This is a genomic window from Chryseobacterium sp. MIQD13 (genome assembly GCF_050496705.1).
Lineage (GTDB): Bacteria > Bacteroidota > Bacteroidia > Flavobacteriales > Weeksellaceae > Chryseobacterium.
Genome location: NZ_JBNWAF010000001.1, coordinates 1,210,044 through 1,231,874 on the forward strand (window position 1 = coordinate 1,210,044; position 21,831 = coordinate 1,231,874).

General features: G+C 36.8%; 17 protein-coding genes. 2 read left to right on the forward strand and 15 right to left on the reverse strand.

Going from position 1 to position 21,831, the window contains the following annotated elements:
* Positions 1 to 130 precede the first annotated feature (130 nt).
* The 9 genes from ACQWU4_RS05760 to ACQWU4_RS05800 all read right to left on the reverse strand — a co-directional run bounded on the left by ACQWU4_RS05760 (position 131) and on the right by ACQWU4_RS05800 (position 9,975).
* Complete coding sequence (locus ACQWU4_RS05760; protein WP_429934819.1) at positions 131 to 2,641, reverse strand: M1 family metallopeptidase; 2,511 nt, start codon at positions 2,639 to 2,641, stop codon at positions 131 to 133.
* An 11-nt stretch (positions 2,642 to 2,652) separates the two neighbouring features.
* Positions 2,653 to 2,883, reverse strand: a complete 231-nt coding sequence (locus ACQWU4_RS05765; RefSeq protein ID WP_429934820.1) for a hypothetical protein — start codon at positions 2,881 to 2,883, stop codon at positions 2,653 to 2,655.
* A gap of 1 nt (position 2,884) precedes the next feature.
* The gene (locus ACQWU4_RS05770; protein ID WP_429934821.1) at positions 2,885 to 4,204 is read right to left on the reverse strand and encodes a serine hydrolase domain-containing protein; all 1,320 of its coding nucleotides are present in this window, start codon (positions 4,202 to 4,204) and stop codon (positions 2,885 to 2,887) included.
* 84 nt (positions 4,205 to 4,288) lie between these two features.
* Positions 4,289 to 5,083, reverse strand: a complete 795-nt coding sequence (locus ACQWU4_RS05775; RefSeq protein ID WP_429934822.1) for a thymidylate synthase — start codon at positions 5,081 to 5,083, stop codon at positions 4,289 to 4,291.
* 166 nt (positions 5,084 to 5,249) lie between these two features.
* Positions 5,250 to 5,690: a hypothetical protein gene (locus ACQWU4_RS05780; RefSeq protein WP_429934823.1), complete on the reverse strand. Its 441-nt coding sequence runs from the start codon at positions 5,688 to 5,690 to the stop codon at positions 5,250 to 5,252.
* Positions 5,691 to 5,872: 182 nt separating this feature from the next.
* Complete coding sequence (locus ACQWU4_RS05785; protein WP_429934824.1) at positions 5,873 to 7,219, reverse strand: alpha-amylase family glycosyl hydrolase; 1,347 nt, start codon at positions 7,217 to 7,219, stop codon at positions 5,873 to 5,875.
* Between the two features lie 265 nt (positions 7,220 to 7,484).
* Positions 7,485 to 8,084, reverse strand: coding sequence for an IS1096 element passenger TnpR family protein (locus tag ACQWU4_RS05790; protein WP_429934825.1), 600 nt, complete (start codon positions 8,082 to 8,084; stop codon positions 7,485 to 7,487).
* Positions 8,085 to 8,219: 135 nt separating this feature from the next.
* Entirely contained in the window at positions 8,220 to 9,251 is a 1,032-nt protein-coding gene (locus tag ACQWU4_RS05795) for a sensor histidine kinase (protein ID WP_429934826.1), read from the reverse strand.
* Between the two features lie 46 nt (positions 9,252 to 9,297).
* Complete coding sequence (locus tag ACQWU4_RS05800; RefSeq protein WP_202089344.1) at positions 9,298 to 9,975, reverse strand: response regulator; 678 nt, start codon at positions 9,973 to 9,975, stop codon at positions 9,298 to 9,300.
* Between the two features lie 198 nt (positions 9,976 to 10,173).
* On the opposite strand from ACQWU4_RS05800, the gene ACQWU4_RS05805 reads away from it, so the two are divergent.
* Together ACQWU4_RS05805 and ACQWU4_RS05810 are read left to right on the forward strand one after the other, a co-directional pair.
* Positions 10,174 to 12,813 carry a TonB-dependent receptor plug domain-containing protein gene (locus ACQWU4_RS05805; RefSeq protein WP_429934827.1) on the forward strand — a complete coding sequence of 880 codons (2,640 nt, stop codon included), beginning with the start codon at positions 10,174 to 10,176 and terminating at the stop codon, positions 12,811 to 12,813.
* Positions 12,814 to 12,849: 36 nt separating this feature from the next.
* Positions 12,850 to 14,079, forward strand: coding sequence for a hypothetical protein (locus ACQWU4_RS05810; protein ID WP_429934828.1), 1,230 nt, complete (start codon positions 12,850 to 12,852; stop codon positions 14,077 to 14,079).
* Positions 14,080 to 14,223: 144 nt separating this feature from the next.
* On the opposite strand, the gene ACQWU4_RS05815 is transcribed toward ACQWU4_RS05810, so the two are convergent.
* The 6 genes from ACQWU4_RS05815 to ACQWU4_RS05840 form a co-directional block, all read right to left on the reverse strand.
* A complete protein-coding gene (locus ACQWU4_RS05815) occupies positions 14,224 to 15,462 on the reverse strand; it encodes an amidohydrolase (protein WP_429934829.1) in 1,239 nt (412 codons plus the stop codon).
* A gap of 82 nt (positions 15,463 to 15,544) precedes the next feature.
* Positions 15,545 to 16,456 (reverse strand): helix-turn-helix domain-containing protein, encoded by a 912-nt coding sequence (locus ACQWU4_RS05820; protein WP_429934830.1) that lies wholly within the window; start codon positions 16,454 to 16,456, stop codon positions 15,545 to 15,547.
* Positions 16,457 to 16,661: 205 nt separating this feature from the next.
* The gene (locus ACQWU4_RS05825; RefSeq protein ID WP_429934831.1) at positions 16,662 to 17,996 is read right to left on the reverse strand and encodes an amidohydrolase; all 1,335 of its coding nucleotides are present in this window, start codon (positions 17,994 to 17,996) and stop codon (positions 16,662 to 16,664) included.
* A 338-nt stretch (positions 17,997 to 18,334) separates the two neighbouring features.
* A complete protein-coding gene (hemL, locus tag ACQWU4_RS05830; RefSeq protein ID WP_429934832.1) occupies positions 18,335 to 19,618 on the reverse strand; it encodes a glutamate-1-semialdehyde 2,1-aminomutase in 1,284 nt (427 codons plus the stop codon).
* Between the two features lie 60 nt (positions 19,619 to 19,678).
* Positions 19,679 to 20,740, reverse strand: a complete 1,062-nt coding sequence (locus ACQWU4_RS05835; RefSeq protein ID WP_429934833.1) for a glucosaminidase domain-containing protein — start codon at positions 20,738 to 20,740, stop codon at positions 19,679 to 19,681.
* Positions 20,741 to 20,756: 16 nt separating this feature from the next.
* Positions 20,757 to 21,668 carry a 1-aminocyclopropane-1-carboxylate deaminase/D-cysteine desulfhydrase gene (locus tag ACQWU4_RS05840; RefSeq protein WP_429934834.1) on the reverse strand — a complete coding sequence of 304 codons (912 nt, stop codon included), beginning with the start codon at positions 21,666 to 21,668 and terminating at the stop codon, positions 20,757 to 20,759.
* Positions 21,669 to 21,831 lie beyond the last annotated feature (163 nt).

The window sequence follows — 21,831 nt, forward strand, 5'->3', positions numbered from 1 at the left end:
CGAATTTATAAAATGATGTTCGAATAAGCCCTTCTTTTTGAAGCATAATTTGCCTTCCCAATATAAAAAACATAAAAAAACCGCTGTTGGGTACAGCGGTTTTATGTTTTTGACAATTTTAACAATATGTTTATTTAAAATCTGCAATGGTTTTATTTATGGCATCAATCTGTTTATTGATACTTGCTGCATTCTGAGGATTCTGTCTCAAAAGCTCCATTTTTTTACTTAAACCGTCTTTCAGCATTTGAGAAATCATCATTTTTACCTGTGGATTATCTCCCATTTGACTTTTTGCATGGCTGATTATTTTTGTAACGTTCTCAGTAGCCTTCAGATTATCTGAACTCATGATCCAGTTATAGCCTTCTTCTGCAGATTTACCCAATTCCGGATTCTGAAACTTAATAAAGGGATAAAATGCCACCAATTGAGCAATATTAGGCATTTGCGAGGTCACTTTATTTTTTACAATAACCGGAAGAAGCTGTCCCTGCAATTCGTCTGAAGCTCCCTCAAGATCAATTTTGTCAGCCAGTGTGTTGGCTTTTGACGGATCAAGGGTTAAAACAGCATTTAATGAAGATCCTTTTACTGCATTGGAAACTGCATTCACACCTTTTTCAAAAAGCGGCAGATATTTTTTATCCTTGGTTTTAGCCAATGCGGCAATAGCAGCAGCCTGAGCCAATGTTTTCGGGTCATTGGAAGCTAATTTTTCAACATCCGAACCTAAGGCTTTCATCTGTTCAGGATTTGAAAGATCCATTAGCTTAAGAGCCTTGATCCTTGTTCTGAAATACGGATCTTTTAATGCCGCTGAAAGTAATTTTGTAGCTGCAGGGTTTTTACCTACCTGATCTTTAATATCTGATAAAGCAAGATATCTGCTCTTAAATTCCTTGGACCCGGTAAACTGCATAAGATTCTGCTCAGGAGTTTTGGTATCTGTAATATCTGCCAGTAGAATTCCGTCTGCATTGATATTAACTAAATCTGCATTTTTAGAAACATCAAAATTAAAGGTATTTTTTGCAGTTGCATTTACCCAAACATTATATCTTTTAGGCTTACCATTGTCGTAAACATCAATTGCCAAAGGAAACTGGAAAGGCTGATCCTGAGTTTGCTCAATGACAACAGCAATTTGTTTTTTAACAGGTTCGAAAGTATAAGAATATTTAATTTTTGGGTTTCCGTTTCCAAAATACCATTGATTAAAGAACCAGTTCAGGTCTTTTCCGGAAACTTTTTCTAAAGATAATCTTAATTGATGGGCTTCGCCGTTCTGATATTCATATGTTTTCAAATAATCATTCAGACCTGCAAAGAAAGCATCATCACCCAGATAATTTCTTAACATATGAAGAATTCCGCCTCCTTTTTGATAAGTAACCAGATCGAAAACGTCTTCACGGGAATCATAATTAAACCTCACAAGATCTTTCTCAAAATTTCCCGGTGTTGTAAGATACATGTTTACATCTTTCATCTGATGGTAATCTGCCTGGTCTTTTCCGTATTTATATTCATTCCAGAGGTATTCTGAATAATTCGCAAAAGATTCATTTACAGTCAGATTACTCCAGCTTTCTGCCGTTACCAGATCTCCAAACCATTGGTGGAATAATTCGTGAGCAATTGTGTCTTCCCAGGTATTTTCGTCAATCAATTGTCCCGGTTTTTGCAAAATATCACTTCCATGGAGTGTTGCTGTTGTATTTTCCATTGCACCACTCACATAATCTCTTCCTGAGATCTGTGCATATTTCGCCCAGGGATAGTCGTAACCCAGTTTTTTAGAGAAGAACTCGATCATTTCAGGAGTATTTCCATAGATCTGTTTTGCGTAAGGTTCGTATTCTTTTTCTATATAATAGTCTACTGCGATGTTTCTCCATTTGTCTTTCACTATAGCATATTCGCCCACTCCCATGAAAAAAAGATACGTTGAATGTCTTTTATCCATCACCCAATGATCTGTTCTTAAACCGTTCGCTTCTTTTTGGGAATCTTTCAACAATCCATTGGAAAGTGTAACGTATTTATCAGGGACTGTCATATAGATTTCCTGAGTTGTTTTCTGATTAGACTTATCAATTGTCGGGAACCAGGCGGAAGAAGATTCTGTTTCCCCTTGCGTCCAGATCTGTGTAGGCATATCGGGATCTTTTCCTTGAGCATTAATGAAATACAAACCTTTTGCATCATTAATTGCAGCACTTCCCTCTTGTTTTACCTCACTCGGACGCGCTGTATATTTGATATAAACCGTATAATCCTGGTTTTTCTGATATGTTTTATCTAAGGTAATTTTTAAAACATCATCCTTATAATCATATTTTAAAGGAGATTTTTTACCATTTGTATCCAGTGCTACTTCATGAATCAGCATTCCTTTCGCATCAAGTGTCAATTCGTTGGTAGCATAGAAAAAAGGAGCGGCAGTCAGCCATTCTTCTCCGTTCATCTGCTCTTTCTGATAATCGAAATTTACTTTAAGCTTGGTATGCTTAAGTTCTGTTACTTTGGTATGTGTGGCTCTGTATGCTTTTTCTCTTCCTGAAGTTTCGGTCTGTGCTGATACATTTGCGGAAAAGAAAATTCCCAGTATAGCAATGGACAAAATTGCCTTTTTCATTTGTTACTTTATTATTTTTTAGAATTATTTTTTGTTATTATCTCGAAAATATCATTAACCAGAGTTTCGTAGTCTCCTTTTTTCAGCTGTTCTTTTGTTTTGGCAAAAGCTTTTTTCAGCTCGCTTTCGGGATTTTCATCGTCGATGATATCCACAGAAATCACTCCTTTCATTTGAAGGATTGCATTTTTTAAAGCCTCGGGATCAACAGTTTCTTCGGTATTGATTTTTAAATATTTCATATTATTCTTTTGTAAAGGTATTTTTTGTTCCTCCCTGACTGATTACAAACTGTTTTTTTGCAGGATAAAAGTCGATAACAATTCCGGCTTTTTCAAATTTGAAACTTGTATCCGAGGTTGCTTCAAGAGGAAATTCACTCTGACCAGTTGCCTGGGCCATCAGCTTTTTGTCTTTAATAAAGATATTAATTTTTAAAGGAATATCTGGAGTTGAATAAGTCCCGGTAAATTTCTGCAATTCAGCCTCCGGAATCTCAAGGGTTTTAAAGCTTGGCATTTCAAAGTCTTTTCCCATAGCTGTTTCTACCATTTTAATAGAAATTTCGTTGGAGTCCATATCAGACTGATTGGTTGAAAAGCTCACTGCTGTTTTCAGATCCGGAAAATAGTATAAAACCGAGCTGAATTTATCAATTCCACCCGTATGGCCAAATCCGGAATGCTCATCAAAAGGAACTTTGATAAGGCCGTAACCATAATTATCAACAAAAGTTTTCATCTTATCCAGATTTTCTTTTTTGATCAGTTTTCCATTTTCAAGCCCAATAATAAATTTCAGAAGTTCGGTTGGCGTTGAAATAATATTTCCTGCTCCGATTGGGATGCTCATATCTGTTTCTGATGAAACCTGGTAATTTCCATTAATGTACTGATAAGATCTTGCCTGATTTTTCGCAGGATCAATTTTCCCTCCTGCTTCTGTCAGCTTCAATTGTAAAGGTTTTGCAATTTTATCTTTAATCAGTTCAGCATAAGTTTTTCTGTACACCTTCTCAAGAATAAGGCCCAGCAAAATGTAGTTTGAATTACTGTATTCATATTTTGAGCCCGGTTCAAAATCACTTTTATATTTTTTGATGATATTGATCAAATCGCTTTCTGTCTGAAATTTCGTATTGTACTGCCAGTACTCCGGTTCATTGGTAAGACTGTGAATCCCGGTTCTGTGCTGCAGTAAATTTTCAATGGTAATTTTATCAGCATTCGGAACTTCAGGGTAGAAATCAGAGAGTTTTTTGTTAAGAGAAAGCTTTTTATCTTCAACTGCTTTCATCACCAAAACTGCTGTGAAGGTCTTGCTGATTGAGCCAACCCGGTATTGTGTGTTCATATTGGCTTTCTGCTTTTTTTCTGCATCAGAAAATCCTACTACTTTCACGAAAGTAGGCTGATCATTATCTGCAAACGCAAAACTTCCCATCACTTTATGATGTACAAATAAAGAATCCAGATAATTCCCGAGTTTTTCTCTACCATTATTCTGAGAAAAAGCAGTACCTGAAATACTGATTACTGAAAGAAGAATTAACTTTTTTAGCATCCTTTTGAGATTTAACTGATAAGTAATAAAAAAGGAAGTTTTGTTACATATCAGTAGTCATCTTTAGCAGGATATTCAATCTGTTTAAATAGCCACCGGAGCTTTAATTCCCGGATGCGGATCATAATTTTCCAAAGTGAAATCATCAAAATTAAATCCAAAAATATCTTTGATCTCAGGGTTCAATTTCATCACAGGAAGCGGTCTCGGCTCCCTGGAAAGCTGTTTTTTTACCTGTTCAAAGTGATTATTGTAAATATGAACGTCTCCGAAACTATGAATATAATCTCCTACCTCAAGATCACAAACCTGTGCAACCATCATCAATAATAGCGCATAGCTTGCAATATTGAACGGTACTCCCAGAAATACATCTGCACTTCTCTGGTACAGCTGCAGCGACAGTTTTCCATCTGCAACATAAAACTGGAAAAGAGCGTGGCATGGTGCAAGGGCCATATTTGGAATTTCAGCTGCATTCCATGCGGAAACGATCAGTCTTCTTGAATCAGGATTTTTTTTGATCTGGCCTATTACTTCAGTAATCTGATCAACCACTTTTCCATCGGCTCCCTGCCAGCTTCTCCACTGGGCTCCGTAAACAGGTCCCAGATCACCGTTTTCATCAGCCCATTCGTCCCAGATGCTTACCCCGTTATCGTTGAGATACTTAACATTGGTATCGCCATTCAAAAACCAAAGCAATTCATAGATAATGGATTTCAGGTGTACTTTTTTAGTAGTCACCATCGGAAAGCCTTTTGACAGGTCATATCTTAGCTGATACCCGAAAATGCTTCTGGTTCCGGTACCCGTTCTGTCTGTTTTATCCGTTCCATTGTCTAAAATATGCTGTAAAAGTTCTAGATAGTTTTGCATTTCTGAAAGCGATTTTATGGTTCAAATTTAGAAAAAACTAACCGATTTCCACTTATCACAGATCATAAAAAAACACTCATTTTCATGAATGCTTTCTATATCAAGTTGTTTGATTTTCAATTAAAAGAATGAAAAAATTTTATTCCCGGAATTCAATAAAATGATTTTACCAAATCTTCTGAATAGTCTGGGTCATATTATTAACGGCGAAAGTCTCGCCTTCTTTTTTTCCTGACATTGCCTTTACAAGAGGTGATTCTGCAGAAACCGTCATGATCTTCTGATCCTGAGAAATAATTTCGCCCACAGATACCGTAATGTAAAACAAACCTTTATCTGTTTTCACCAAAGCCCCGTTCTGCACTTTGTCTGAAGTTTCAACGGATATTTTTTGAATAACGGATTGTTGGTTTAAAGATTCATTAAGCTGTCTCTGAAGGTTATTAATTTCCTGCTGAAGCATTTCCCGCCCTGTTTCATATTTATCACCCATTGAACTTTTGGTATCATTATTAGAGGCACGGGTTTCTGCAATCAGATTTTCAAAAGATTGAATTTTATTCGTGATTTTTGTTTTTATGATGTTTAATAATTCCTGTTTATTCATATCATGAAATTTCGTTCATTTTTTAATCAATCATTCTTTTATCCTTTGGGCTGAAGCCAATTGCAAATATGCATAAAATAAGCGGGCTAAAGCCCGCTCCTATTGAATATTTTAAAAGGTTGAAAGTCATCTTAGAAAAAGTATCCCTTTCTGATGGTTTCAAGCCTGCAGTTCATTCCTGTTTACTTTTCAAAAACCGCGTAATCCGAAACTTTGAATGTAAAATCTTTTCCACTGTCAAAATCCTTTTTGGTCTTATCAAAAACATTACGGAAAGTTCCTGAAAGGTTTTGATCTTCAATGGTAAAGTTTACCGGTTCTTTAGACATATTCAGGACTACCAGCACCTCATCTTTTCCGTTCTTTCTGACGTAAGCGAGAATTTTGTCGTTAGCCGTGGTATTTAAAAGATAGGTAGAAACATTAGTATTACCTCCTCTTAATGCAGGATTGGATGCTTTTAATTCCAGTAAGGTTTTATAAAAATCAGCCATCTGATAAGTATTGGTCCATTTGATCACATCTTTTTCAAAAAATTCAAGTCTCTTCATATTGGGAAGTTCCTGACCTGAATATAACAAAGGAACGCCATTCCATGTTGCAGAAAATACAGCCATAGGTTTTGTAATGACTCCATATTTTTCGTATTCTGTCCCGTTCCAGGAATTTTCATCGTGGTTGGCTGTAAACCAGGCTCTCATTGAAGTATCCCCGATATTTGAATACTGTTTCAAAAGGTCTTTAAGCTCCTGTAGGGGCTCATTTTTCTTATAATAATCTGCCGATTTATGCATCCATTTCCATGAATAACTGGCATCAAATACTTTTCCGTATTCAGGGCTTTCTATTTCATCAAATTCTCCTAACCAGAAAAGGGGCTTTATTTTTTCCACCTCGGGACGTGCCTGCTGCCAGAAATCTACTTCTACCCAAGACGCAAGATCACATCTGAAACCGTCAATACCGGTCTCTTTTACCCAAAATTTCATGGCATCGATCATTGCCAGTCTCATTTCCTGATTTTTGTAATCAAGCTCAATAATATCATCCATTCCTGAAGCAATGTGGAATTTTCCGTCAGGATCTTTTAAATAAAATTCAGGATGTGTTTTTGTCCAGACATGATCCCAGCCTGTGTGATTGGCCACCCAGTCTATGATTACTTTAAACCCTAATCTGTGGGCTTCGTTCACCATATGCCTGAAATCATTCATTGTTCCGAATTCCGGATTAATTGAGGTATAATCTGAGGCTGCATACTGACTTCCCAAGCTTCCTTTTTTATTTTGCTGGGCAATAGGGGTTATTGGCATGAACCAAAGGGTTTTTACACCCATTTTTTTCAGACGGGGCATTTCTTTTTCAAATGCTTTAAAGGTTCCTTCCTGTGTATATTGTCTTATGTTTACTTCGTAAATATTGGTCGTGTGCTTCCATTCCTTCGGCAGATCCATAGTGTTTTTCGTATTTTGAGTAGCACAGGAAACAATTCCCAGGCCAATTATTGCTAATAGAATTAATTTCTTCATTCATCTATTTTTAGCAAAAGTAAGGAATGTTTTTTTGTTAGAGGCAGAGAAAAGAGAAGAAGTGGAAAGGAAAAAGTGTATAGTTAATCGTGAATTTTGCTTTGTAAGAAAATTTTTAAACATGAAGAAGATGAGTGATGGATATCCAGTTTCAAAATTTAAAAATAGCTTAAAAAATTCAACGTTTATCTAAGAAAAGAAATTGACTATAGGCATAAAAAAGCCCCGGACAAAAAATCCAGGGCTTTATATTGTTATTCAGATGTTATCTTTCATCATCGTTGTCATCATCTTCATCGAAAACATCATCGTTGTAGTTTTCCTCTTCCTCATCATCAAAGTTGTCATCATCTTCGTCCTCGAAACTGTTGTTTCCTCCAAAGTCATCATCAAAGCTGAAATCATCATCCATTAGTGGCATTGCTGATCTTTTTTTGGATCCTCCGGCGTTTCCGCTTTTGCTTGGAGCCTTCAACGGAACATTTCCGAATCTGTATACTGTAATAGGATAATTTACGCCTTTTGTTTCTTCGATAATTTCTACAAGTTCGCAGTATAATTCCCAAAGATCAAGAAGCCCATACTGGAACTGAGCTTTATCGCCCACATTTCCAAAAGCTTCATCAATGTACACATCCGACATAATTTCTCCATCACCATCGTCACTCATATCTTCAAGGGGAACGCTTTTAACAATTGTTCCGTCATCCTCCAACATATTAAAAGTAGAAAGCTCGTCTCCCTGCAGACTGAACGCACTTTTAATTCCCAAATGTAAGTTCCATAGTGATTGTTTTCCCTTTACTTCAATATCACGGAAAATATCTTCTTTCGCATCTAATATTACGCGGATCTTGTAAACCATATCAGTTTCTTAAATTACTTTTTTTGCCTTAATTATTATGATAAATCTCTGTTGCAAATATATAATAAATGACATGTGACAAAAAAATATTTCAGGATTTTTTAAAATATTTTTTTTTCTTACATTTTACCAGAATTATTTACTTTTCTCAAGCATAAAACTGAATTTAGTCCCTTCGAGATAAACACTTTCTACAGTAATATTTTCGTTATGAGCCTCCAGAATATGCTTTACAATAGCCAGACCGAGGCCGGAACCACCTTCTCTTCTGCTTCTGCTGGTTTCCACACGATAGAACCTTTCGAAGATTCTTGGAAGGGCTTCCGCTTTAATTCCCATTCCGTTATCGATGACCTCAATCAGTACTTTATTTTTTAGGACACTGGTTTTTACAGCTACTTTTGCTTCCTGCCGGTTGGCATAATGGATAGCATTGGAAATCAGGTTGATAAAAACCTGTGAAATTTTCTGTTTGTCGGCATCAACAAAGATCTGTGGATGAAGGGTCTGAATCTGCAGTGTAGCATTATGCTTTTCTGCCTCAAATTCAAGCAGCTCAAAAATTTCTTTGATTAAAAGATTAACATCAAATTTTGAAGTGGCAATGCTGATCTCTCCTGCTTCAAGCCTGTTGATCATATCAAGATCCGTAACGATCGCAATCAGTCTTTCTACAGATTTATCAATTCTTTCCAGATATTTATCACGGATGGTAAGATTGTCTACACCACCGTCTCTGAGGGTTTCCACATATCCCTGAATGGAAAACAGCGGTGTTTTAAGTTCATGGGAAACATTTCCGATGTATTCTTTACGGTAGCTTTCCATTTCCTTCATCATATCGATCTCCGTTACCTGCTGCTGGTTAAGATCCGAAAATCTTTCACCCAGTTCTTTAATGGTAATGTTTTCGTCATTATCATGAACAATTTCCTGCGGAAGCATTTGTGAAAGTCCGCGGACCTGCTTTTTTCCGTAGTAATTGAAAAGAAGTTCAAGAACGACATAATTGATCATAAAAATAAGGACCAGGCAGGTGAAAAGACCTATTTTGAAAAAAGGAGTCCGGTAATAGATATCCTTCAGTGAATCAAAGATGATCACTAAAAGAAACATCACCAGTGTCAGAAGACACGAGGCGACGAGTGTAAGTCTGTAAAATTTCAATTTTACAAGTTTTTATAGGTTTATGTAAAGATAGGAATTTAAGTTATTAAACGATAAGCTTATAACCGATTCCTTTTAAAGTCTGGATGGTATTAATTCCCAGTTTTTCTCTTAATCTTCTGATGTGGACGTCAATGGTTCTTTCTCCAACGATCACATCATTACCCCATACTTTTTCAAGAATTTCCTCTCTTTTGAATACTTTTTCGGTATTTGAAGCGAGAAGATAAAGTAAATCGAATTCTTTTTTGGGAAGAAGGAACTGCTGTCCGCTTTTGGAAACCCTGAAGTTATCTTTATCAATTACCAGGTCACCGATCTCAATGAGTTTAGCATTATCTGAGACCTGAGAAGTCAGCTGTAATAAAGCATTTACTTTAGAGATAAGAATTTTCGGTTTGATCAGCTTTACGATATAATCATTGGCTCCGGCCTGAAATCCTGCCAGCTGGGAGAATTCTTCGCTTCTTGCGGAAAGAAATACAATAAGTGTTTTCTGCAGCTCTTTTACTTTTCGAAGTTCCTGACAGGTTTCGATCCCGTCTTTTTCCGGCATCATAACATCCAGTAAGATAAGATCCGGGACGATCTCTTTAGCTTTATCTATACCTTCGTTACCGTTTGTGGCTGTATAGATATCATAACCTTCTTTTTCCAGATTGTAAGACAGAATCTCTAAAATATCCAGTTCATCGTCTATTAAGAGTATTTTCTTTTGGTTCATTTTAAATTTTTACTGAGTCAAAGTTAATAAATTTTAAAGCACAGATGAACAAATGTATTATCGTTCACATAAAGTTAACAATAATATCCTTTTCTTAATGTTTAGTTAAAAAAAAATTAAAATTCACTAAACCACTTACCCCACTAATCTTTTATTCCTTTGCACCGAAAGAATCTAGTAAATAAAGTAAGTAAGATAATGAAAATTAATAAACTTAGCATTGCAGTCGTATTTTTATCCGGATCAATGTTTTACGCTCAGGAAACGAAGCAGGACACGATCATTAAGGAGAAAAAAATTGATGGCGTAGTAATCCAGGGAAGCAGTAACAAGAAAACTGAAACTGCGGTATTGGGAGAACAAAAAAAAGCGGTTATTCAAAAACAGGCTGTAAGTGCTGAAGAGATTTCCAGAAAAGGGATCTCGAACGTGGAACAGGGACTTACGAAAGTGACGGGAATCACTACGGTAGAAGGAAGAGGACTTTTCGTAAGAGGACTTGAGGAGCGATACAATTATTTATTGATCAACGGTCTTGGTTCGCCTTCGAACAACCCGTTCCAGAAGATCATTGCCCTGAAACAGTTTCCAACTGATGTAGTAGGAAAACTGAATATCTATAAGACTTTCAACTCCAATCTTTACGGGGATTTTGCGGGTGCTACTTTTGATATTGAAACCCTTACGATTGATAAGCCTTTTACTAAAGTGGAATTCAGTGTAGGAGTGAATACTTTAAGTACTTTCAGGAATAATTTTAAAGTGGCTGAGGGAGCAGACGGAATGAACGGATATTTGGGTTTAAACTCCAGAGACAGAAGACTTCCTGATGAGATCAGAAATGCAAGACCGGACAACTATAAATTTACACCTGACCAGGCTTTAAATTCATTTAAGGATTCATGGAATGTGGACAACGTAAAATCAATGCCTAATACCAGCATTGGATTTACAACTGCACAGAAAGTGAAGATGGGTGAAACAGGGAATTTAGGGATTCTATTCTCCTTAAACCAGGGAAGCAAATTTGAATATAAAGATGGTGATAACAACCAGTTCAAAGGACAGGGGCGAGGTTCATTCATCGAAAATATGAACTTTCTTAACCGTAAGCAATATAATTACGAAATAGAATCTTCGGTTTTACTAGGTTTAGGGTATAAAAACAAAGGAACAAACGTTAACTTAAACACTATTTACCTACAGAATGTAAATAATATCATAGAAGATAATTATGGTTATAAAGACGGACAGGTTCTTAACAAAACTACCTTCTTCAGAACTAACCAATTGGATGTTTCAAGATTTTTGGATTTACAGCTAACTGCTTCCCAGAAAATTAATGAAAGACATCAAATCAAAGCCGGGGCCAGTTATGTAATCAATAACTATCAGCAGCCGGACAGAAAAATCATAGAAGGTAACCGCATTGACCCTGCTACAGGAACCTTCCTTTCAGACAGCAATATAGCCATGCGTTACGGTGGAAATAACATTATCCGTCAGTATCTGGATGTTGATTCAAGATTCTATGGTTCAGCTTTTGCAGAATATCAATTGTCTTTGGGAGAAAAAGGGGACAGAAAAGATTTCCCTATTCAGATTGCATTGGGTTATAACGGTTTCTCAGATTTCAGAAAAACTTCTTACCGATTTATTTTTGGCCGTACAGCTACTTCATCTTCTTCCTTTGTTATTAATGTTGATACGCCTCAGGATACTTTTAATGCATCCTTAAGAAACGGAGATCTATACTACCAGGAAGGATCTGATATCTCACAGTTTTATTCAAGTTTCTACCAGATCATCAACGGAGGATATGCCAACGTTAATTTAAAACCTAATGATTCCTGGGATATCTTATTGGGAGCAAGATATGAAAATGATATGACCCTGATCCGTTATTCGGAACAGAGTGCAGAAACTAAGATCAACCTTGATAAAAACAAGGACTTCTTCCTACCGTCATTATCGGTAAAAAAAGCTCTTAACAATAAAAACAATTTAAGATTCTCTTTCAGCAAAACAGTTACACGTCCTATCCTTATTGAGACTATGCCTATCACATATATCAATCCGGATAACGTAAATATTGTTGGTAATCCTGAAATTAAAAACAGCGAAAACTACAACTTCGATTTGAAATGGGAATATTTCCCAACCAATAAAGAGATGTTTGCTGTAAACCTGTTCGCAAAAAGAATCGACAACGCTATTGAACGTTCATTGGTAGCTTCAGGAAATGCAACAGGTTCTACCATTACTTTCTTCAATGCCAAAAAAGCAGATTTATTCGGGATAGAATTAGAAGGAATCTTAAGTCTGGGCAGAATATCTGAATCTTTAAGAAGCTTTACTTTGGGAGCTAATGCAACTATTATGCATTCAAATGTAGAAAGAAGCCAGGAACAGTTAAATATGGAAAGGCCGGACTGGTTTGATATTACAGGAGAAACATTACGTAAAAGAGGTTTACAGGGGGCCGCTCCTTACACCATCAATGCCGACTTAAAGTATGAATTGAAAAACCGTAACAATTTAGCCCACACATTCTCTCTTGTTTATAATGTATCAGGAAGTAAAATTTATGCAACAGGAGGTGCAGGTACAGATAATTATTATGAAAAACCATTTAACCAGATAGATTTTGTATACCAGGGACAATTAACAAAGAACTGGAATGTAAAGTTTGCAGTACAGAATATCCTGGACAGCAAATATAAAATCCTGATTGGGGACAAAAATTATCTCCCAACCAATTTTGAACAGGGTAACAACACGCTTACCAACTATTACAGAGGTACTACATTCAATCTTACTGTAGGATATACATTCTAAAACAATTTAATAAAAAAATAAAAATAAAGTATAAAAATGAAAAGAAGAGTTTTATCATTATTATCGTTAACAGCAGTGTTAACATTGGCCTTAAATTCATGTACTATCGATGTAAATGATGGCCTGGGAGAAGGTACGGTTACTACCCCTACTACTCCGGGAACTACTGAAGGGGTATTAAGCGGAAGCGGAACACTATCAGGAACTATTTCAAAAGATCTCCTTATCAAAAAAGGAAACTATACATTAGACGGAATTGTAAAAGTTACAAATAACGCTACCATCACTATTGAAGCAGGCGCTACTTTCAATGTAGTAACATCCAAAACAAGTGGTCTGGTAATTCTTCAGGACGGAAAAATCAATGCTGTAGGTACAGCTGCTGAGCCGATTGTATTTACTACTTCTACTAAAACCCCTGGTGACTGGGGTGGTATCACGATCTACGGAAGTGCTCCGATTAAAGCAATTAACGGAAATACGCAGGCCCTTTCTGAGGATGGAAACAACGTATATTACGGAGGAAGTGATGCAAATTCAAACTCTGGAACAATGAAGTTTGTAAGAGTTGAATATGCAGGTAAAAAGATCGGTGACGGTACTTCTGAAACCAACTCTATGACATTCTATGCTGTAGGAGCTGGTACTACTCTGGAAAATCTTGTTACATATAAAGGTACAGACGACGGTTATGAATTCTTCGGAGGTACTGTAAGCGCAAAGAATATCGTTTCTTACGGTAACTATGATGACTCTTTCGACTGGCAGGATGCATGGAGCGGACAGAACAATACAAACTGGTATGCTTTCCAGACTGGTACAGGAAACTTCGGAATGGAGATTGAATCTTCAGGTAATGCTGATAATACTGCACCGAAAATCTCAAACATCACATTGATCAGAGATGCAAATACACTTCCTGAGACAGCTAACTCTCCTGAAATTACTGCTATTCAGTTCAAAAAGCAGGGAACAGGAATTTTCTCAAATGTTTATATCAGCGGATATAAAAATATCGGAACTCAAAAAGCGTATGCAGTACTTATTCAGGATGCAGCGACTGAAACAAGCCAGGTAAACACCGGAAAAGTAGTGGTTGCTCCCCTTACTTACCTAAACTCTGATAATGCAGGTGTTTGGGGGTATGCATTTGCTCCGAACGGTGGAAAAACTTTCACTAATACAGCTACCGTTTCAAAAGTATCTCTTACTCCTGGAGCATGGGCTACAGTAGACGGAGTAAACCTTTTAGCAGGATTACAATAAGTAACTAGTTTCTTCATATCAAATTAAAAAGCCATCAGGAATTTTCCTGGTGGCTTTTGATTTCTGTATAAATAATGAAAAAGCCATCAGGATATCCAAATGGCTTTATTCAAAAGAACAAGTATATAAAAAATATATATTTAACTAATATCTCCAAAAGAGATGCCCGTCATTCATCAGAGCCTCTGTTTTGGATACTCTGGAAACAGCTTCTGCAGAACATGAAGCATTAATCAATACAATGGATGCATCGTCACCTGTTTTAGGCCATTGCTGTTTCCCGTTTTCATCCAAAGGAATAATACTTTGAGTAACAAACTGCAGTGTTCTTGACAATTCAAATTCCGTTTCATATCCATATAATTCTGCAATTAGATTGGCTTTCTGCAGCATATTTCCAGATCCGAAAGTACTCCAGTAATCCTGTACGTTATCATTTCCGATCAGAATATTCACCCCATATTTTTTCAATACAGGAATAGGCATAACCGTACTTCTGAAAGGAACTGAAGACGCAATTCCTACTTCTCCCTCTGACAGTCTTTCAGCAATTCTTTCCGTTTCTTTTTGTGAAAGATGTCCCAAAGCGAAAGCATGGCTTATAAATGTTTTCCCTTTCAGTTCCGGGTTTTCAATTGCTCTATCAATGAGATAATTAATTGTTTTCATCCCGGACTCCCCCACTTCATGCAAATGAATGTCGATTCCCTTTTTATGATCCAAAGCCAGTTGTATCGTAAAATCAAGTACTTTTTCAATAGTCCCGTCAATACTTAAAGGATCAAGTCCTCCTATAAAATCTACACTTTTAAGCTGTGCTGCTTCTTTCATCAGAGGAATTGTATCTGTATAGAACAAACCATGTTGAGGAAAAGCAACAAGCTCGGCTTTGAAGGAATCTTTTTTATTTTCCAAAGCTCTTTCCAGGTTCTCAAGTGATTTCAAACCTGAAGTGAGATCAATATTAAAATGGGTTCTCGCGAAATGAGTTCCATAATGCTGCAACAGACTGATAAGTTGCTCTGCCCTTTCCACAGATGTTTTTAAAAGTTCGGGGATAATTTCCTGTTCGTAAGCAATCATATCCTTCACCGTTCTTCTTTTCGGAGAAAGTGCCTGCCACGGAAGTCCATATAAAGTTTTATCCAGATGAATGTGCATATCCCTGAAAGCAGGAAGCATCAGAAAGCCTTTCGCATCCAACACATCGGAAGAAGGGTCATTAGGCTTTACGACTCTAATCTTTCCTGCTTCTATTTCAATGCTGAAAAGCTCCGTCCTGGTACGGATCACCTCTTCATCTTCATAATCAAACCCCGTTTCAAGACGGACATTTTTCAGCGAATATGTTCCTTTTGCTGTTAACTGATAGGGAAACTGCATGACTTTCATTTTAACAGGACAAAGTTACATCAGCCGTGTTTCAGAGCTGATGTATCAATTATGCTTTGTTTTGTACAGATTATTATTTGAACTGTGAAGGTGTCATTCCCGTTTGTGCCTTGAAAAATTTGGAAAAACTGGCATGGTCATAAAACCCTAGGTCATATACAATATCTTTTACAGACATTTCGGATATCTTTAAAAGACGTTTTGCTTCCAATAGAATACGGCTCTGGATAAGAGAAGAAGCGGAAGAATTCAGATTTTTTTTACAGACAATATTTAAATAATTAGCTGAAATATTAAGTTTATCCGCATAAAAAGAAACTGACCTTTCCGTCTTGAAATGCTCATCAATAAGATGTAAAAATCTGGATATAATAGGATTGGAATGATACATTTCAAAATCTTTGAAAGCTCCCTCCACCGATTTGCTGACCAATAAGCCGATCAGTTCACTCCGTTTCTGGATAACCTCCCAAAATATATTTTCCCCGCTCATTTCTTTTTGAATCGCCTGAAACTCATACAGAAAATTTTCAAAAATCTCCCCGGAAAGATTAATAACCGGATGATTCTGGTAATAAGAAGCTGAAAACCTCAATGAAGGAAGAAAACTCTCAAACCAGTCCCGGCTGATCATCAATTGATAGCCTACCGTCTCTTTTTCGATCACCCAATGATGTACCTGATCCGGAAAAACAAGGTGAATCTGACAATTTCCTACTTTATGTTCAACGAAATCAATAGTGTGACTGCCTTTTCCTTCTTCAAAAAGATTAATGATAAAAAAATCATGCTTGTGAGGTTCATCAATAGAACGTTCCCCATGCAGTTCATTAAACAGCAAATGACAGCCCTGATGCGGGTTTTCGCTGAACTCCTGAATTCCCAAGATTGGAAAATGATCTGTATGATAACCCACGTATCCTGATTTTCTCCTAAAATTAGTGAAATTTATGCAGGAAATCTGAATGGAGGGAGATATTTTCATCTTAATCAGACTTTAATTTTTCAACCACAAAAGGCACAAAAGTTTTTTTAACATTTAGTTATTTTAAATTTAAAAGCTTAGAAGCAAGAAGATTGCTTAAGCTTCCTGAAAATTAAAGGGCTTCAATATGACTAATATTCGTAGAATCCAAATTCCCCTCCCTTGGAGGGGTGGCGAAAATTCAAAGAATTTTTGACGGGGTGGTTTAATAAACAACATTACCCTGATAAACCAGCGACTTCACATCTGAAATTCTTGACACCGCTTCTGCAGAACAACTGGCATTCATCAGAACAAAATCCGCCTGATCTCCGGCTTTCGGCCATTGCTGATTTCCATTATCATCTAACGGGAGAACATTAGCTGTTGCCAGTTTCAGGCTTCTTGAAAGTAAGAATTCTGTAGAGTAGCTATACAGCTGTGCCATCAGATTCGCTTTCTGCAGCACACTTCCTGTTCCAAAAGTATTCCAGTGGTCTACAATACTGTCATTACCTGTCAGTACAGTTACATTATGCTTGTATAAGACAGGAATAGGCATCACCAGATTTCCGAAAGGAATGGTAGAAACAATTCCGATCCGGGCCGCTGCCAGTTTTTCAGCAATTTCTTCCTGTCTGGATTTATCTAATTTTGCCAAAATAAAACAGTGACTCAGGTAGGTTTTTCCCTTCAGAGTAGGATTTTCATTGACTTTTTTAATTAAGTGTTCAACAGTATTTAATCCCGACTCACCGGTTTCATGAAGATGAATATCAATTCCTTTTTGATGATCCAAAGCCAGCTGAACTGTAAAATCAACCGTTTTCTCAATAGCTCCGTCAATGGTAAACGGATCTACTCCACCAATAAAATCAATATCCATCTGAGCTGCATCTTTCAGATAAGGTACAGAATCCGTATAAAATACACCATGCTGCGGAAAAGCCACCAGTTCTGCTCCAAAACTTTTCTTTTTATTTTCCAAGGCTTTCTGAAGATTTTTTAACGAATCCAGTTTGGAAGTCGGCTCAATATTGACATGGCTTCTGGCAAATGAAGTTCCCTTAGATTGTAACAATTCAATCATCTTTTCTGCTTTGAATGTTGAGTTCTTCAACATTTCAGGAAGCATTTTCTGTTCCAGTGCAATCATACCTTTTATTCCACCGGTCCTTTTTCTCACAGCTTGCCATTTATCTCCATAAAAAGTTTTATCCAGATGGATATGCATATCCTTAAAGGCAGGAAGCATTAGCATTTCTTTCGCATCAACAGCTTTGGCATTAGGCTTGTTTGGAGTAATGCTTTTGATCTTTCCATACTCAATTTCTATACAAAATAAATTGGTTTTAGTTGCAACTACCTCCCCTTCTTCATATTCAAAGCCTGTCTCCAGACGGACGTTTTTCAGATTCAATTTTCCTTTCACTGAAATATCCTGTTTGTCAGATAATGGAGATGCGGACATAATATTGGGCATTAAAGTAAGTCCGGCAGCAGCCAGTGCTGAATTTTTTATAAAATCTTTACGGGATATTGTATTGCCTGAGGTGTTCATTTCCAGTCTATTTATGACAAAAATATAAAGAATGGGGATGATTGATGTGTATGGTTTATTACAATGTCTGTATGATTTATCAGAGTACTTAGTTGTTTTAACCACCCCGTCAAAAATTCTTTGAATTTTTGCCACCCCTCCAAAGGAGGGGAATATGGATTCTACGAATATTAGTCATATGGAAACCTTTTAATTTTCAGAAAGCTTAAGTGATCTTCTTTCTTCTAGCTTTTAAATTCAAAATAACTAAATGTTAAAAAACTTTTGTCCATTTTGTGGTTAAAATAAAAAAGACCAGATCATAAATCCGGTCTTAATTATAGTTTTATTTTTTGATTTTAAGAAAAGTCAAAATTTCTTACTGCTTCAAGCGTCATATCAATTTCCTTATCCTTGATTGCATCACTGATGAAATAGGTCTCATAGCCGCTTGGCGGGAGATATATTCCGTTCTGAAGCATCTGATGGAAGAAATTATTGAACAGAGAATGATTGGAATCTGCTGCTTCATCAAAATTAGAAACCCTGTTGGTATGGAAAAATACAGACATCATAGATCCTTTTCTGTTGATCTTATGAGCGATTCCTTTTTCATTCAGAATTTTACCTATTCCGAAATCCAGTGTTTCTGTTGTTTTATTGATTCTGTTAAAGAATTCAGGATCGTTTTTGATAAGCTGTAATGTTTTTAATCCGGCTCTCATCGCCAATGGATTTCCGCTCAATGTTCCTGCCTGATAAACTCCCCCTTTTGGAGCCAGATGATCCATAATTTCATTTCTACCAGCGAAGGCACCTACCGGAAGACCGCCACCGATCACTTTTCCGTAAGTAACAAGGTCGGCTTTTACATTATATAGTTCCTGAGCACCTCCGAAAGCAAGTCTGAAACCTGTCATTACTTCATCAAAAATCAATAAAGCACCATTTTCATCACAGATTTTTCTCAGATTCTGAAGAAAATTATTTTCAGGAAGTACACAGCCCATATTTCCGGCAACCGGCTCAATAATAACGGCAGCAATTTGTCCCTGATTATGACGGAACAGATCTTCTACCTGCTCGAAATCATTGTAACGGGCTAAAAGAGTATCTTTTGCTGTCCCTTCTGTAACTCCCGGAGAATTCGGATTTCCAAAAGTTGCGGCTCCACTTCCTGCCTTGATTAAAAATGAATCTGAATGACCATGATAACAGCCTTCAAATTTTACAATCTTATCTCTTTTTGTAAAACCTCTTGCCAGTCTTACAACACTCATACAGGCTTCCGTACCTGAAGAAACCATTCTGATCTGGTCAATATTAGGAACGTTTTCTACAATGAATTTTGCAATTTCTGTTTCCAGTTCCGTGGGTGCTCCGAAAGAAAAGCCTTTTTCAGCCTGAATTTTCAGCTCTTCCAATACCTCGGGATGAGTATGGCCTAAAATAGCAGGCCCCCATGAATTGATATAATCGATGTATGTATTATCATCCGCATCGGTAAGATAAGCTCCTTTGGCAGATTTCATGAATACAGGAACTCCTCCTACTGATTTGAATGCGCGCACCGGAGAATTTACCCCTCCCGGAATGTATTTGTAGGCCTCATCAAATAAGGCCGAACTTCTTTGGTATTTCATATTTTAGTTAAGAGTTGAAGGTTTCTATGGTTAGCTGGTAACGGAAACCTGCAACAAAAATTAGTTTCTTGGTTTTTTATCAATCAAATAAATCAGCTGGCCGGCAGAAGGTTTTTGTCCTTCATCCATTCTGTTTTTAGCATATAATTTATTTAATTTGATTCCGAATTTCTGAGCGATATCATGCATATCTTCACCTGTTTCGGCTTTATAGGTAGCTGTATTTCCGTCAGAATTTTTAGATTCCAGGAAAACAATGTCATTTTTCTTTAAAATATTACTGTCAAGCTCGTTCCACTTAATCAGTCTGCTTTCGCTTACTTTGAATTTATCGGCTATGAATTTAATGGTAGTATCTTCAGGAATGACGATATACCTTAAGCCTTCATTCGGGTGGCTTTTGATAAGAATTGAGTTAAGAATTTCAGCTTTAGTCTTGATTTTCTCCACTCTTTTCTGCTGTTGCGCATAAGAGGTTTGTTTATAAGGAACTTCTACAGTAACAGGATCTTTAGCCTTATTAGTCATCATTTTTGAAGGCTCCAGCTGAGCCATAAATGTTCTGTCGTCTTTCAGATCCGGATACATTTTAAGAACGGCATACAGTACTTCTTTAGAGTTGGTATCATCATACTCATAAAGTCTGTATTTCTCAATTTTACCAATAAGAATGGATGCATAGCGTGGATTGGTTGCATACCCTGCTTTTTTTAGTCCATAAGCCCACGCTTTATAATCCTTCATATCCAGGTTGAAAAGATTCGTGTAATATTTTCTTGTGGCCAGAAATATAGAGTGGTCTTCATAGGACTGTCTTGGGTCGTCATAGACACGGAAACATTCATTGGGAGCATCATCTGTATGCTTCATGGTTCTTCCTGTCCAGTCTTCCTTACATTTTATTCCGAAGTGATTTTTACCTTCCTGAGCCAGTCTGCTCTGCCCTCCTCCCGTTTCCAGAAGTCCCTGGGCTAATGTAATAGAAGCAGGAATTTTATATTTTTCCATTTCTTCCACTGCATATTTAGCAAATTTTTGAATGTACTGGTCTTCAGTCGCCCAAGTCTGGGCTGAGAATTTTGATAAAACTAAAAGGCTTACGATTGAGAAAAGTCTTTTCATGTTTTTCAATTTTTACTTATATAATTAAATTTCTATTCTGTTTTTCCAAAAGCAGATTAGCTCCTTCAATTCCCTGCAGTCCGCCGGTATGAAAGCACAAAACCTTACTGTTCTCAGGGAAATATCCTTCATCTATCAGTTCAAAAACTTTCTGCATCATTTTTCCTGTATACACCGGTTCCAAAGGAATACCGTACTTCTCTTTAAAATCATTGATAAAACGGATGTTTTCATCTTTTATTTTACCATAACCACCAAAACATGAATCTATTAGATTAAAATTCCGTCCGGAAGTTAATTCTGAGATTTTATTCTCCAGTGAAGCATCATCAACCACCTTAAATCCTATAACTTTCTGACTTTCTTCACAAAATTTTGCAATTCCGGCAACCGTTCCTCCGGTTCCTACTGCGGTGCAAAGATAATCAAAATCTTTTGTATGGTCATTGAGCATCATTTTAATGCCTTCTACGGCTTCTTTATTGGTCCCTCCTTCAGGAACAATCAAGGCATCCGGAAATTCTTTATAAAGAAATTCGGTTAGTTTTTCTTTATGTCTGTATTCTTCCCGGGTTACAAACTTCAGGTTCATACCGTTTCTTTTTGCCAGAAGAAGAGTTGGGTTGTCCCGCCATTTATCTTGCAATTCTTCACCTCTGATGATCCCTAATGTAGGGATACCGGATAAGTTTCCGGCAGCAGAAACCGCAGCAATATGATTTGAAAATGCACCTCCGAAAGTAATGATATAAGGATTTTCAGGGGTTTTCTCCAGATAACTGTTGATGTTGTGAAACAGTTTCCAGTATTTGTTTCCTGAGATCTGGGGATGGATAAGGTCTTCCCTTTTGATGAAGAGTTTTATATTCTTATTGTCAATAGGTACTTCCTGAATAGGAACTGATTCTGCCGGAGCTTTTAATAGCATTTTTATTGTTTAACTATTGTCTGCAAAATTAGTAAAAGATTTTTTTAATGAATTTTATGATTCAAATTGATGATAAAGGAATTGAATTTAACCACAGATGACACAGATTTGCACAGATTTTGAAATAATGTTCCTAGTATCCCAGACTATTTTTGTGATCGTT